Origin of the sequence: Hymenobacter lutimineralis, from assembly GCF_008271285.1 — a bacterium.
In the GTDB taxonomy this organism is placed as follows: domain Bacteria; phylum Bacteroidota; class Bacteroidia; order Cytophagales; family Hymenobacteraceae; genus Hymenobacter; species Hymenobacter lutimineralis.
This window is the reverse complement of record NZ_VTHL01000021.1, coordinates 44,862-59,555: the sequence shown is the minus strand read 5'-3', so window position 1 is coordinate 59,555 and position 14,694 is coordinate 44,862. Positions and strand designations below refer to the sequence as shown.

General features: G+C 59.8%; 11 protein-coding genes. 5 read left to right on the top strand and 6 right to left on the bottom strand.

Annotated features, from left to right (window positions below; all coding sequences use genetic code 11):
* Positions 1-53: 53 nt before the first annotated feature.
* Both FY528_RS17120 and FY528_RS17115 read right to left on the bottom strand, forming a co-directional pair.
* Positions 54-1,286, bottom strand: a complete 1,233-nt coding sequence (locus FY528_RS17120; RefSeq protein WP_149072248.1) for a M16 family metallopeptidase — start codon at positions 1,284-1,286, stop codon at positions 54-56.
* Between the two features lie 211 nt (positions 1,287-1,497).
* On the bottom strand, positions 1,498-2,568 hold the full coding sequence (locus tag FY528_RS17115; protein WP_149072247.1) for a glycosyltransferase family 9 protein: 1,071 nt from the start codon (positions 2,566-2,568) through the stop codon (positions 1,498-1,500).
* A gap of 126 nt (positions 2,569-2,694) precedes the next feature.
* On the opposite strand from FY528_RS17115, the gene FY528_RS17110 reads away from it, so the two are divergent.
* The 3 genes from FY528_RS17110 (at position 2,695) to FY528_RS21750 (ending at position 7,589) form a co-directional block, all read left to right on the top strand.
* Positions 2,695-3,993: an aminopeptidase P N-terminal domain-containing protein gene (locus FY528_RS17110; protein WP_149072246.1), complete on the top strand. Its 1,299-nt coding sequence runs from the start codon at positions 2,695-2,697 to the stop codon at positions 3,991-3,993.
* Between the two features lie 242 nt (positions 3,994-4,235).
* Positions 4,236-5,810, top strand: coding sequence for an OmpA family protein (locus tag FY528_RS21755; protein ID WP_149072245.1), 1,575 nt, complete (start codon positions 4,236-4,238; stop codon positions 5,808-5,810).
* A gap of 297 nt (positions 5,811-6,107) precedes the next feature.
* A complete protein-coding gene (locus FY528_RS21750) occupies positions 6,108-7,589 on the top strand; it encodes an OmpA family protein (RefSeq protein ID WP_149072244.1) in 1,482 nt (493 codons plus the stop codon).
* Positions 7,590-7,964: 375 nt separating this feature from the next.
* Here the strand turns inward: FY528_RS21750 and FY528_RS17095 are convergent, their stop codons facing one another.
* The 4 genes from FY528_RS17095 to FY528_RS17080 all read right to left on the bottom strand — a co-directional run bounded on the left by FY528_RS17095 (position 7,965) and on the right by FY528_RS17080 (position 11,518).
* Positions 7,965-8,528 carry a DUF4252 domain-containing protein gene (locus tag FY528_RS17095; RefSeq protein WP_149072243.1) on the bottom strand — a complete coding sequence of 188 codons (564 nt, stop codon included), beginning with the start codon at positions 8,526-8,528 and terminating at the stop codon, positions 7,965-7,967.
* Between the two features lie 60 nt (positions 8,529-8,588).
* The gene (locus FY528_RS21885) at positions 8,589-10,082 is read right to left on the bottom strand and encodes a hypothetical protein (RefSeq protein ID WP_262384044.1); all 1,494 of its coding nucleotides are present in this window, start codon (positions 10,080-10,082) and stop codon (positions 8,589-8,591) included.
* A 97-nt stretch (positions 10,083-10,179) separates the two neighbouring features.
* The gene (locus FY528_RS17085; RefSeq protein ID WP_149072242.1) at positions 10,180-10,587 is read right to left on the bottom strand and encodes an EVE domain-containing protein; all 408 of its coding nucleotides are present in this window, start codon (positions 10,585-10,587) and stop codon (positions 10,180-10,182) included.
* A gap of 532 nt (positions 10,588-11,119) precedes the next feature.
* Positions 11,120-11,518 carry a hypothetical protein gene (locus FY528_RS17080; protein ID WP_149072241.1) on the bottom strand — a complete coding sequence of 133 codons (399 nt, stop codon included), beginning with the start codon at positions 11,516-11,518 and terminating at the stop codon, positions 11,120-11,122.
* A 129-nt stretch (positions 11,519-11,647) separates the two neighbouring features.
* On the opposite strand from FY528_RS17080, the gene FY528_RS17075 reads away from it, so the two are divergent.
* Positions 11,648-13,423 carry a DNA polymerase/3'-5' exonuclease PolX gene (locus tag FY528_RS17075; protein ID WP_262384043.1) on the top strand — a complete coding sequence of 592 codons (1,776 nt, stop codon included), beginning with the start codon at positions 11,648-11,650 and terminating at the stop codon, positions 13,421-13,423.
* 21 nt (positions 13,424-13,444) lie between these two features.
* Entirely contained in the window at positions 13,445-14,452 is a 1,008-nt protein-coding gene (locus tag FY528_RS17070; protein ID WP_149072239.1) for a glycosyltransferase family 9 protein, read from the top strand.
* Positions 14,453-14,694: the final 242 nt, after the last annotated feature.

The following is a 14,694-nucleotide window of genomic DNA, read 5'->3' as shown; positions in this document are numbered from 1 at the left end:
CACTGACTGGTGCATCTGAAAGAGGGTAAACTCGCTCAACCATTGCGTTGCCGCTACTCCGGCAAATACTGTAGCACGCTCAGGTTGTCTTCGCGCAGCAAATCCTGGGCAATGCCCTGCAGCTCCGGGGCCGTGATGCGCTTAATCCGCTCGAAGATTTCGGTGAGGGGCTCCACCCGGTCCAGGTCGAGGGTGCTCTTGGCCAGCAGCTGCATCAGGCCGCCGTTGCTTTCCTCGGCCATGGCCAGCTGGCCCATCAGCTGCTCCTTGGCTACGTGCAGCTGCGAGGTGCCCAGCGTTTTGTCGCGCAGCAGCTTGAGCTCCTTTTGCACCAGCGAGATGGTACGGTTCACCTGCTTTTTCTCCGTGCCGAAGTAGATGCCGAACAAGCCCGTATCGGTGTAGGGCGAGTAGGTAGAGTCGATGGTGTACACCAGGCCGTATTTCTCGCGCACGGCCAGGTTCAGGCGGGAGTTCATACCGGGGCCGCCCAGCAGGTTGTTGAGCAGGAAAAACGGAATCCGCCGCTCGTCCTCGATGGCGTAGGCCGCGCCCCCAATCAGGCAGTGGGCCTGGGTAATGGATTTGTGCTCGATGCGCGACAGGGGCTGGTAGCCCGCAAACGGAATCCGGGGCCGCTCACCCAGCTTGGGTGGCAGCGGGGCCAGGTACTTATCGACCAGGCGCTTTACTTCCTTGAAAGGCAGGTTACTTACGGAGCTGAACACCAACCGGTCGGTGCGCACGTTTTCCTGCAGAAACTGCCGAAAATCGGGCTGCTGGAAGCTGCTCACGCTTTCCCGCGTGCCCAGAATATTGTGGCCCAGCGAATGGTTGCCAAACACCACCGCGTCGAAGTCGTCGATGATGGCGTCTTCGGGAGCATCCACGTACATGGACATTTCCTCCAGAATCACGCCGCGCTCCTTCTCGATTTCCTTTTCCGGGAATACGGAGTGAAACGTCAGATCCGTGAGCAGCTCAAACGCCCGCTCGAAGTGGGTGCTGAGCAGGGAGGCGTAAAAGCAGATTTTCTCCTTGGTGGTGTAGGCGTTCAGCTCCCCACCTACGGTTTCGAGGCGGTTCAGAATATGAAAGCTTTTGCGCTTCTCGGTGCCTTTGAAGGCCATGTGCTCCCAGAAGTGCGCCAGGCCCTGCTGGGCAGGTTTCTCGTCGCGGGAGCCAATGTCCAGCAGGAAGCCACAATGCGCAATTTTGGTGTGCAGTACTTGTTTATGCAGAACCCGGATGCCGTTGGGCAGCTCGTACAGGTCGTATTCAGACATTCTTGGAAGGGTCTTGGGGTCTTAGGGTCTTGGGGACGTGGTTTCAGGCACCAGTCCCCGCCCCGGCCCAGTATAACCGGCCAGCCGGGCTTCTGGGTTTCAGGAATCTACAAAAGTACGCAGCCGGAGGGGCAAGAGGGCCATGGGTGAATGAAGGTAAGCTGTTGAAGCATTGACATACACTTGCTCATACCTCATTCGCCCATTATCCTCATTGCCGCTCCGCTTCCGCCAGCACGGCCAGCAGCTGCTGGGTCTGAATATCGTGGGCACAGCGGAAATGGCCGAGGGGGCAGGCTTTGTACCCGTGCAGGCCGCAGGGCCGGCACTCCAGCACGTGCGGCACCTCGACCACGCGGGCAAACGAGCTGAGCGGCCCAAACCCAAAAGCCGGCACCGTGGAGCAGTACACGGCGCAGGTGGGCGCATCCACGGCCGAGCACAGGTGCATGGGGGCCGAGTCGTTGACGTAGTTGAGCACGGCCCCCCGCATCAGCGCCGCCGAGGCTACCAGGGAAAGCTGCCCCGCGAGGTTCACCACGTGGGGCCGTGCGCTGCGGGCCAGCAGCTGCGCGCAGGCCGCGGCATCGGGCGGGCCACCCAGCAGAAATACCGTGTACTGCGCCGGCAACGCCGCCAGCAGCTTCAGCCACTGCTCCTCCGGAAACTGCTTGGTAAACCACACCGAAGTAGGGGCCACGCAGATGTATGGCCTGCCTTCGGCGCGCGCCGCCGCCAGAGCTGCGGCTGATTCATCCGTGTCGGTAGGGTAGAGGCGGGGGCGCGTCAAGGAGGAACCAGGAATGAGGAACGAGGAGTTTTCATCATTTCTCATTCCTGATTCCTCATGATAAAGCAGCGCCAGGTTGCGGGCTACCTCGTGGCGCCCGTCGCCAATAACGTGGGGCACGGCGCGGGTGAAGCCCCAGGCAAAAGGATTTTTGTGGAAGCCCACCCGCTCGGGCGCCCCGGAAAAAGCCGTAAGGAAGCCCGTGGAGGCAAACCGCTGCAGCGTAACCACGCGGCCATAGTGGGCCTGCCGGATCTGACGCAGCAGGCGCCAGAGGCCCCGGTACTTGTCTTGCTTTTTATCCCACACCAGCACCCGGCGCACGTGCGGGTGGCCCAGCAGCAGGCTTTCGTTGCCCTTGCGCACCAGAAAATCCACGGGCGTACCGGGCTGGGTCTGGTGCAGGTACTCCAGCAGCGCCGTGGCCAGGATAACGTCGCCAATGAAGGCAGTTTGAATCAGCAGAACGGCGCGGGCGGAAGCAGCAGGCATGAGCAGAAAAACACGCGAAAGGAGCCCACAAAGGTAGGCAACGCTGGGCGCGGATGCGCGTCATTCCCCTAACTTGCGCCCCGCGCCTTCCCGCCGCGTTATCCTACCTTTCTTTTTCCGCTTCCTATGCGTTACGGCTCCATCGATCCGCAGCTTTTCAGTGAAAACCGCCGCCGCTTTACCGAGCAGCTGCCCGCCGCTTCCCTGGCCATCTTCCACTCAAACGACGTGATGCCGACCAACGCCGACGGCACCATGCCCTTCCGCCAGAACAACGACCTGTTTTACCTCTCCGGGGTAGATCAGGAAGAAAGCATACTGGTGATTTTCCCCGATGCCGTGCTGCCCCAGTACCGCGAAATTCTGTTCCTGAAGGAAACCTCGGAGCATATTCTGGTATGGGAAGGCTATAAGCTGACGAAAGAGCAGGCCCGCCAGCAGTCTGGGGTGCGCACCATCATGTGGCTGGAGCAGTTCAAAACGGTATTGCCGGCCCTCATGAACGAGGCCGAAAACGTGTACCTCAACACCAATGAGCACATCCGCGCGGTGGTGGAGGTAGAAACCCGCGACGCCCGGCTGGGCAAGTGGCTGCGCGAGGCGTACCCCCTGCATCAGTACCGCCGGGCGGCGCCTATCCTGCACCACCTGCGGGCCATTAAGAGCGAGGAGGAAATCCGCCTCATGCGCCGCGCCTGCGACATCACCGACAAAGCCTTCCGCCGCTTGTTGGGATTTGTGCAGCCCGGAGTGATGGAGTACGAAATTGAGGCTGAAATCTACCACGAGTTTCTGCGCAATGCCTCGCGCGGGCCGGCTTACGGCAGCATCATTGCCTCTGGGGCCAATGCCTGCATCCTGCACTACGTGAGCAATGACCGGGAGTGCCGCGACGGCGACGTGCTGCTCCTGGACTTTGGGGCCGAGTTTGCCAACTACGCCGCCGACTTGTCGCGCTCCATCCCCGTCAATGGCCAGTTTACCAAGCGTCAGCGGGCCGTGTATGAGGCTGTGCTGCGGGTGATGAAGTTTGCTACCTCGCAACTGGTAGCCGGCAACAACATCGAGGATTACCACGCCGCCGTGGGCCGCACCATGGAGCAGGAACTCATCAAGCTGGACTTGCTCAACGAGAGTGACGTGCGCAACCAGGACCCCGCCGCCCCGCTCTACAAAAAGTACTTCATGCACGGCACCAGCCACTACCTCGGCCTCGACGTGCACGACGTGGGCGCCAAGTACCGCGTGTTTGAGCCGGGCATGGTGTACACCTGCGAGCCGGGCATCTACATCCGCGAGGAAGGCCTGGGTATCCGCCTCGAAAACGACATCCTCATCACCAAAACCGGCAACGACGACCTGATGAAGCATATCCCGCTGGAAGCCGACGATATTGAGCGGCTGATGCGGCAAGGCCGGAACTAACGGACGGGCAACGCATAATTTCTCCGCCACTCAGCTGCAGAAGCTGGGTGGCGGTTTTTTGTGCGCGAGTGCCAGGGCAATGAACGACCTTGCTTTTTAGTTGTTTAGGCTGAGTTTATTTCAATTTAAAAAAGGTATACTACAACCTTAGGCGAATGGGAAAGGTATAGCAGACGGCAAGTCCTGCCAGCTACAGTTCAAGGGCTGGGTGCGGGGCTCCACCACTACTTTTCTGTCTATCCATGAAACACCTGCTTACCACCTGCCTGGCGCTGGGCTTGATTCCGCTGGCGGCCACGCCGCCGGCTCAGGCCCAGACTGCTGATAAAAAAACCGCCATCAGCCTTTTCGGCAGCGCCTACGAGTACAAGGGCAACTATGGTTCCGGCTTCTGGGACTGGAGTTCCAACAACTACGGCCCGGGCATTTCCTTTAACCGCTACCTCTCGCCCGGCCTCGACCTGGGCCTGCGCGGCGGCTACGTCGAAATCAAGAAGTCAACCGATGCGGGGGCGCCCTTCTACGGCAGCAACTTTGCCACCAACATCGTGAATGTGAACCTGGCGTTGAAGCTCAAGCTCAACAACGGCTGGGCCTTTAAGGAAGACGCGTTCATTCAGCCCTACCTGCTGGCCGCTCCCGGTTGGACGTATACCAGCCGCGAAGGGACCTTCAACCGCAACGGCCAGACGCTGGACCTGGCCGAGGACAAAAGCTACTTCGACGTATTTGGGGCCGCTGGTATTAACTTCCGTCTGGCCGATGGCGTGGGCTTGTTCGTGCAGACCGGCCAGCACATTCCCCTTAAAGCCAACCTCGACGGCGACCTAACCCGCGACGACAACGCCTTCGACGACCGGTTCCTGGAGCATACGGTGGGCCTCACGGTAGCCTTTGGGAAGATGAAGGATGCCGACGGCGACGGCGTGGCCGACCGCAAGGACAAATGTCCCAATACGCCCCAGGGCGTAGCCGTGGATGCCACCGGCTGCCCCCTGGATGGTGATAAGGACGGGGTGCCCGACTACCAGGATAAGTGTCCCACCGAAGCCGGCTTGGCGGCCCTCGAAGGCTGCCCCGACCGCGACAGTGACGGTGTGCGCGACGGCGACGACGCCTGCCCCGATACGCCTGGCAAAGCAGAGCTGCGCGGTTGCCCCGACGCCGATAACGACGGCGTAACCGATGCCAGCGACAAGTGCCCCGATACCCCCGCCGGTGTAGCGGTGGATGCCAACGGCTGCCCCCTCGACAAAGATGGTGACGGTGTGCCCGACTACCAGGACCGCTGCCCCAACCGCCCCGGCCCCGCCTCCAACAAAGGCTGCCCCGAGATGAAAGTGGAGGAGAAAAAGAAGCTCCAGGAAGCCACCAAGTTCATTCAGTTCGACTTCAACAAGGCTACCCTGAAGCCTATTTCCTTCCCCACGCTCGACGGCCTAGTGCAGATTCTGAACGCCTACCCCGACTACAGCCTCGGCATTTCGGCCCACGCCGACAATAAGGGCGACGACAACTATAACCTGCGCCTGTCGGATGAGCGCGCGGCTTCGGCCCGCACTTATATGCTCAGCAAGGGCATTCCCGCCGAGCGGATCGTGTCGCACGGCTACGGCGAGTCCAAGCCCATTGCCGACAACGCGACCGAAGCCGGCCGGGCCGTTAACCGTCGCGTCGAGTTTGATGTGTACCTGCCCGGCGACCCGAATCCGGCCGAAACCAAGTATGGACCAGCTCCGGCAATTCCGCCCGCACCCGTGAAAGCAGCGCCGGTGAAAAAAGCCCCTGTGAAGAAAGCGGCTCCCAAGCGCCGCTAACCGGCTGGTACCGCCGTTAAAACAGTAAAAGCGTAGTCTGCCTCTGGCGGGCTACGCTTTTGTTGCTAAAAGGGCTACTGTAAAAAAAGTCGAGCTATGGTATGGTTATAATATAGTGATTATCAGATAATAAGTACTGGTAGCAGCGCCTGGCTGCGGGGGAGCGTAGTCGGCCGCAAATCTTTTTCCAACAACTTTATGGTCGGGTGTCAGTATAGGCAGCTAGTAAAAAACCTGTCTTCAGGCATTTTTCCGCTGTCTGCTGTACACGCATCTGTTCCACCTAACCTTCTCACAATGAGAAAGATTCTAGCTTCTGCTCTGCTGTCCGGAGCTGCTCTGCTGGCCACTGCGCCAGAGGGTGCAGCCCAGACGGCTGACCGCAAAATGGCCATCAGCCTCACCGGCAACGCTTTCCAGTACAAAGGCAACTTTGGTTCTGACTTCTGGCAGTGGGGCGAAAACAAGTACGGACCGGGCATTTCCATTAACCGTTACCTGTCGCCGGGCCTTGATGTGCTGCTGAGCGGCAACTACGTGGAGCTCAAGAAAACGACCAGCCCCCTGAGCAGCCCTTACTTTGGGAGCAGCTTTGCCACCAACGTGGTGAACGTGAACCTGGGCCTGAAGCTGAAGCTGAACAATGGCTGGGCCCTAAAAGAGGATGCCGTTATCCAGCCCTACCTGCTGGCCGCTCCAGGCCTCACCTACACCAGCCGCGAAGGCACCATCAACCGCAATGGCGCCAGCCTGAACACCGACAGCGACAAAAGCTACTTTGACCTGTTCGGGGCTGCTGGTATCAACTTCCGCGTTTCCGACGCGGTGGGCTTGTTCGTGCAGACGGGCCAGCATATTCCGCTGAATGCCAACCTCGACGGCGACCCTGCCCGCGACGACAACAAGTGGGACGACCGGTTCCTGCAGCACACGGCTGGTATTACCATTGCCTTCGGCAAAGCCAAAGACACTGATAACGACGGGGTGCCCGACCGCAAAGACCAGTGCCCCAACACGCCCGCCGGCGTAGCCGTGGATGAAAAGGGCTGCCCCCTCGATGGCGACAAGGACGGGGTGCCCGACTACCAGGATAAGTGCCCCACCGAAGCCGGCTCGAAAGCCCTCGATGGCTGCCCCGACCGTGACAATGACGGCGTGCGTGACTCCGAAGACGACTGCCCCGACCAGGCCGGAAAAGCGGCCCTCCGCGGCTGCCCCGATGCCGACAACGATGGCGTGCGCGACCAGGACGATAAGTGCCCCGACACCCCCGCCGGTACCCAGGTAGACGCCACCGGCTGCCCCCTCAACCTCGATAAGGACGGCGACGGTATCCCCGACAGCGTAGACCGTTGCCCCGGCACGCCCGCCGGTGCTAAAGTAGACTCGCTGGGTTGCCCCGAAATTCCGGAGAGCATCCGCCGCCTCGAGCAGCCTGTGCGCTTCGAAACCAACAGCACTGTGATTAAGCGCACCTCTTATGGCACGCTCGATAAAATGGTGCAGGTGCTGAAGGACCACCCCGAGTACGCCGTGCGCATCTCGGGCCACGCTGACAGCCGCGGGACCGACGAGTACAACCAGCGCCTCTCGGAGCGCCGCGCCGAATCGGCCAAGCGTTACTTCACCGGCAAGAACATCGATCCGGCCCGCGTAGTCACGCAAGGCTTCGGTGAGTCGCGGCCAGCAGCTGCCAATGGCTCGGCTTCGGGTATGGCCAAAAACCGCCGCGTCGAGTTCAAGTTCGAGTTCTATATTCCGAGCCAGCCGCAGCCCTAAGCTGCCCGGCCATAACAAAAAAGGCGAACCGCTCTGGTTCGCCTTTTTTGTTGGCTATAGTGTGTGAGCTGCAGCCAAAGAATAAGATAAACCACCTGTTGATTGTCCAAATCCAATAAGCGGAGCACCGATAATGCAGGCCAATCTTTTGGCTGACTGGGCCCACTACTTGGTGGCCCAGCGTGGCGTAGGTATGGCATTGCCTGAACTGTAAGATGGTATTACTGATGCCCCAAGCTCGGTACGCGCTGGTAACAGCGGCAATGTTCAGGGATGGTGGCGGGTCTTACCTGCACGCTGAAGCCTGCCAAGCTGGTAGCAAAAAAAGCCCCGCCAATTTACGGGCGGGGCACAAACGTAGGTGAGGCGGTGCTATTATTTGGGTAACTGATCTACCGCGCCGGGCAAAAACTTGAGCAGCTGCTGTAGCTGGCTTTCGGTGAAGTTGCCAGAAATGGCCATGAGGACAAATGAATCGGGGACGCCGTTTACCTGACTGGTGCCCACTACCTCCTGTACTTGGCCATTCTGGCGGCGCGCCGAGAACTTAAATTGCGTGGTGGCATCGGCGTTGTTGGTTATGGGCAGCGGCTCGTACCGCTCGTTTTGCAGCAAGCCATCTACTTCCTGCGTCAGGCCGCGGGCAACCAGGTTACGGGCGCCGCCGGAAGTAGGGGTGAAGGTGAGTACCCGCACGCTGCGCAAAGCGGCCACGGCCTGGGTGGTTTCATTATCACCCCCTATGCGGCCTAACTGGCCTAGCAAGAGCCGGGTGGCGAAGTTGGCTTCAATTGTCTGGGCTTTAAAACCCGAGCGGCTTTCATATTTGCGGAAGAACTCGGCCACGGTACGGGCGGGTTGCTCGGGTCCGGCGGCGCGGCAGCCAGCCATCCACAGCAGGCCCGTAGCAAGCAGGAGAAAAAGGAAACGGTTATGCATAGCAAAAAGAGAATGTTTTCGTCAACATACGCCTTTTGCCGGTTTACGGCCAGCCACTACCTAGTCAAAAACAACGGTGTTGAGAAAAAATACGTCTCGGGCCGGGCCCTTTTCGGTGCGCACGTGCTGGTAGCCATAGGCCAGAAACTTACCCCCGGTCCATTCTACCAGCGCTTCCTGAGAGGTATAGGAGGGCTTTTCCTTTTTATCGGCCAGGGTGGTGCGCAACGGCACCGTCAGGTCGTTGGGGGAAGGCGTCGTGCGGTCTACAATCTTGTAGCGAATAGCTTCCTCGTCCAGGTAAGCCAGCACCAGGCGCCCATCCGCCAGAGGGCGCAGGCTCACGGTTTCCTGAATTTCGAAGGTCTCGACATTTTGAAGGACAAAGGTGTTGTCCCAGAGTAAATTGCCTTGCCGGTCGAAGCCGCAGACAATGGCGTGGGTGGTCCGGTAGCCATCAAACTGGCGGTAGCTGTTCGTCATAGGTCCGCCGAAGGAAGAATACCGGTAGCGGGGATAGTATACCTCCGCCGTCACCACATAGCCTTCCCGGGTAGGCAGCATGTCGTGCATGAGCAGGCGGTAGTGCAGGCGCATGGGCATACCGGCAGCCCGGCGGCGCGCCCCCTTCTCCCGGATTCGGGCTTCGCGGTTGGGCTTCATAAAGTCGAAGAAGTGCTTCAGACTCAGAAAATCGTAGAAGCGCATGGACTTGCGCCCTCCGCCCGGGGTAGTACCCGCATTGAGGTCGGCCGCAAATAAACCTTGGGAATAGCGCGGGTCGCGCAGCGTGTACGTGCCCGCTACCAGCCGCGTAGTGCTGTCGCCGGGGCTGAGCTGAGCCGTAATCAGGTTTCTTTCGCTTTCGGCCTGAATAAACTCGGTGCGCAGCAGCATACCATCCTGGGAAAGCTGTTTCAGCTGCAGCCGGGACTTCATGCCGTTGGTTTGGGTAAGCACGAAGGCAGCACGCTTCGTCACGGAATCGGCCAGAAACGTAAATTGAGCGGGCAACTGCTCATACACCGACGGCAGAAACCGCATTTGCTGGGTACCCAGGTCAAGGTGCAGGATGGTCAGGTGCTGGTCCACCAGTACCGTGACGAAGAGCCGGCCCCCCAGCGCCTTCAGCTCGAAGATGTCGCGGGAGATGCGCGTATCGAAGGAACTGGTTTTTATCAGTCCCGTGCGGCCGTCCAGGTGCACGGCCAGCAGGTGCGTAGGCCGGTAGACTGACTGATACAAGGCGTATACCTGGTTGCTTTCCGAGCAGGTGCGCACCAGTTCGTAGTCCCGTTCCACCGTGAAAGGCCGTTGCCACTCAAGCTGCAGCCCGGCGTCCAGCTTCTGGAAGTAGAGCTTGTCCGGCTTCATATTGTAGGATTCTTCCTGCACGAGGAGAATCACGCTGCTATCGGGCAGCGGCAGCACCTGAATATCACTGTTGCTGGGCTCCAGCGCTAGCTCAAACCGGGCGGGCTGCTGCGGCACTTGGGCCCAGGCGCCGCAGCAGCCGATCAGCCAAAACCAGCCCAGTAGGAAGAAATGCCGCATAAAAAGGGGGGTTAGGTTGCTCTACCCAATATACGGCATGAACGGCGCAAATCCTTGCATTGCCCGGGGCTGGTGGCCCCATGTAAGACGCCGTAAGCTAGCTGCCCAGCTCCAGAATGGTGTCAAACTCAGCGGCGCGCAGGGGCATAACCGACAAGCGAGACTGACGAAGCAGGCCGATCTGGGTGAGGCGGCTGTCTTGTTTTATTTGTGCCAGGGAAACGGGGCGGGCCAGAGCCTGCCGCGGCTGTAGGGCTACGGCCACCCAGCCGCTAGCGGGTTCGGCGGTAGCATCGGGGGCGGCGGCAGCCGCTACTTCGGCTACGCCCACCACTTCTTTGCTCGTAACGCTGTGATAGTACAGCACTAAGTCGCCGGGCTGCATCTGCTGCAGGTAGTTGCGGGCCTGAAAGTTTCGAACCCCGGTCCAGTCGGTGTGGCCATCACGAACGAAATCAGCCCACGAGTAGGCCGCGGGCTCCGATTTTACTAACCAGTACTGCATGAGGGGAAGTAGCGAAATATGGAACTGAGGAGTTTGGGAAGAATGGTTTGATTTGGCGAACCAGGTCGAAAGGTCGAAAAAGAATTTCGACCTCCTCTCTTACTTCGGCCTGGCTACAAATCAACCGCCTACCGTGGAGCCACCACCCCGGCACTCCCGGAAGGGTTTCCCAAACTCCTCAATTCCCAAAATCAAGTGTGTTTTGCCGCGACCGGCAAACCGACATTGGGTTCTTCGCTGGGCCCGAGTTGCGGGCGTTCAGTAAGTAGGAGGGAGGAAAAGGCCGGGAGGTTGCAAGCCGGTGAAAAAAAATCTTGGGGTAAAAGCAAAAAAAACTGGGGTGTATTTACTTTATTCTGATAATGAGATAATTATATCTACATGGGTGCGCTAAAATAATTCGGGCGCAGGCAAAAATTCTGTTTGAGGGCAGCGGCCCGAAGGCGGTGGTTAGCGACCCAACGCACTGCCGTAGCGGTTCCACAGATGAGCAGAGCAATTAGCTGGCCAGAAGGAGTGCTTGGCTGTTGCCTTACTGGGTGCGCCGGACTTTCAGCAGGTCGGGTTCCAGGGTCACTATTTCCAACTGGTAGTCGGGCTCACTGTGGTCGTCGAGGGTAATGCTGAGCTGGTTTTCGGTTAGAGCTTTCCACTGGCCGCGGTGCCCCTCCAGGCCATCGGTAGGGGCAATGTCATACTGCGTGAACAGGCCATTGTGCTCAAAGGCAAACCCGGTACGACCCCGGGAAGGCGGGAAGGCATACGTGTTGGGCCGGTACACGCGAAGGTCGCCCTGGTCTTCTTCGTGGGCGTGCAGCCAGGTGCGCTCCAGCAAGAGCAGGCGGCTGTTGCCGCGCCGGGGGTCGGAGCTGGTGCAGGTACTGGCCATCAGCACCAGGCTCAGGCAGGCAAGCAGAAGAGAAAAACGCATACGCAGGGGGAAGAGAAATCGGGGAAACAGGACAACGGCAACTTCGCCGCCGCGGGTTCGTCTTACCGGTAAGGAATCGGGCCGTTCTGCCCGGCAATCTACAACTTTGGCCCGTACCTTTGCTGGCGCGTGCCCCCAACCCCTGCTACTGCCTTGGATAACCGAGCCCTTATTCGTGCCTTTCGCCTCGCCGCTCAGCTGCTGGAGCTGCACGAGGAAAACCCCTTCAAGATCCGGGCCTACGAAGGTACGGCCAATGCCCTGGAGCAACTGAGCGTGCCCGTAGCCGAGTTGGAGCGCACGGGCCTGCCCGACCGCACCGGCCTAAGCAAAACCGCGGCGGCCAAGGTGGCGGAAATGCTCGACACCGGCAGCTTCGAGGAGCTGACGCGCCTGCTCAACAGCACCCCGCCCGGTATTGTCGAGTTGCTGAAGGTGAAAGGCATCGGGCCCAAAAAGATCCGCAGCCTGTGGAAGGAGCTGGGAATTGAGGGCCCGAAGCAGCTGCGCGAGGCCGCGGAGAGGGATGAAGTAAGCAAGCTGAAGGGCTTCGGCAAGAAAACCCAGGACGCCATTCTCGCGGCGCTGGAGTTTACCAACCAGAGCCAGGGCAAGCTGCTGTATCCTCAGGCCGAAGAGCTGGCAGAAGGCTTAGCCGAGCACCTGCGCAAGGTGCCGGGCGTGGAGCAGGTAGCCGTAACGGGGGAAGTCCGCCGGCGGTTGGAAATCGTGGAAACGGTGCAGCTGGTGGTAGCTACTACCCAACCGGCCGCGGTGCATACTGCGCTGGGGAAGCTACAGGATCTGATGGCCGAGCCGCAGCGCAGCGGGCCTTTTGCGTGGCGCGGCAGCGCTGCCGCGTCGGGTGTGAAAGTGGAGCTGATCTTTACGGCCCCAGCCGACTTCGCCAACCAGCTGCTGGTGCACTCGGCGGCGGAAGCTCACTTGTCCGAAGCCTTGCCCGAGGCTAAGCCCGGGCAGCCCGCTACGCTTCGGCAGTGGCTCAAGCGGGAGCGGTTTACCTCGGAGCCGGAGCTTTATCAGCGGGCGGGCCTGCAGTACGTGGAGCCCGAGCTGCGCGAAGGTCTGGGCGAGCTGGAACTGGCGCATGCCCATAAGCTGCCCGAGCTGCTGCAGGATACCGACCTGCGCGGCTCCCTGCACAACCACAGCACCTACTCCGATGGTAGCCATAGCCTGCGCGAAATGGCCACGTTCCTGCGCGACCAGGGCTATGAGTACCTCGGCATCTGCGACCATTCCCAGGCCGCTCACTACGCCAATGGCCTTTCTCCGGAGCGGGTGCGCCAGCAGCAACGCGAAATCGACCAGCTGAACCAAGAGCTGGCACCCTTCCGAATCTTCAAGGGAATAGAAGCTGATATTCTCGGCGACGGGTCTCTGGACTATTCAGCCACGGTGCTCGAAACCTTCGATTTTGTAGTGGCCTCGGTGCATTCCAACCTGAAGATGGACGAGCGCAAAGCCACGGCGCGCATTCTGCGGGCTATTGAAAACCCGTATACCACCATGCTGGGCCACCCTACCGGCCGCCTGCTGCTGCGCCGCGAAGGGTATCCGCTCAACCATAAGGCCGTGATTGATGCCTGCGCCCAGCACAACGTCATCATCGAAATCAACGCCAATCCCTGGCGCCTCGACCTCGACTGGCGTTGGGTACGCTATGCGCTGGCCCAGGGCGTACAGCTCAGCATCAACCCCGATGCCCACCACACCAATGGCTACGCCGACATGCGCTACGGCGTGCTCATGGGGCGCAAAGGGGGGCTGACCAAGGCTATGACATTCAATGCCAAGCCTGCGGAGGAAGTAGCTGCTTATTTTGCCCAGCGGAAAACAGGCATCAAACCGCCGCTGGAGTTCAAGGATTCGCTTTTCAGCTAACCACGCCGGAGCCGGGCTGTCATGAAAATTCTTGTACTGCGCTTTTCCTCTATCGGTGATATTGTGCTCACTACGCCCGTGGTGCGCGCGCTAAAGCAGCAGGTGCCTGGCGCCCAGGTGCACTACGCCACCAAGCCAGCCTTCCGGAGTTTTCTGGAGCCCAACCCCTACATCGACAAAGTCCACTGCCTGCACGGCTCGCTCCGGGAGCTGGTGGCTGAGCTGCGGGCCGAACATTTTGATTTTGTCGTGGACCTGCACCATAATCTGCGGTCGGCCCTGATCAAGCTACAGCTCGGTGTGAAGTCAGCATCGTTTGATAAGCTGAATGGGCGCAAGTGGCTGCTGGTGAACCTGAAAGTGGATACCATGCCCCCGGTGCACATTGTGGAGCGGTACCTGGCGGCGGCAGCCCCCCTGGGTGTGCGCAACGATGGGCAAGGGCTGGACTATTTTATCCCGCCTCAGGACGAGGTAGCTGTGCCTGCTGCCCTGCCCGCCGCGTTTCAGGCCGGGTACGTAGCCTTTGCCATTGGTGCCCAGCACGCCACCAAACGCCTACCCACGGAGCGCATTATCGAGCTGTGCGGAATGCTTCGGCAGCCCATTGTGCTGCTGGGTGGCCCGGAAGATGCTCCCACCGGCGAGTTGGTTGTGCAGGCGCTAAGCCCCGCCGAAGCCGGAACTGCCGGGCCGTCAGTATTTAACGCTTGCGGAAAGTTTAACCTCAATCAGTCGGCCTCCTTGGTGCGGCAGGCGCGGGCCGTCATCAGCCACGATACGGGCCTGATGCACATTGCCGCCGCGTTTCGTAAGAAAATCATCAGCGTGTGGGGCAACACCGTGCCGGAGTTTGGCATGTATCCTTATCAAACGGAATTTACGGTGCTGGAAGTGAAAGGCTTACCCTGTAGGCCCTGCTCCAAAATAGGCTATGCTAAGTGCCCGCAGGGCCACTTTACGTGTATGCGGGCAATTGATTTCGGTCCTGCTGCGGAGGCGCTACGCGAAACACCCCTAAAGTATTAACGCCTGCTGCCAACCGGCCAAATATCAAGCGCAAGAATAGTTGAGCTTGTGTATCTATTTTTCGAGGATTTGAGTACAGGATACCCATGGTGTCTTTCTCGAGTGGCAAACCATTGTCTTGTTACTCCAGGAAACAGGCTTACCGCCACCTTCAGGACGCTGCCGCCACGCGGTGACCAGCGTTGCGTGCTTACCCACACAAAGGCTACCATTCGCCGCTCCAACTACTTCTGCCTCACAAC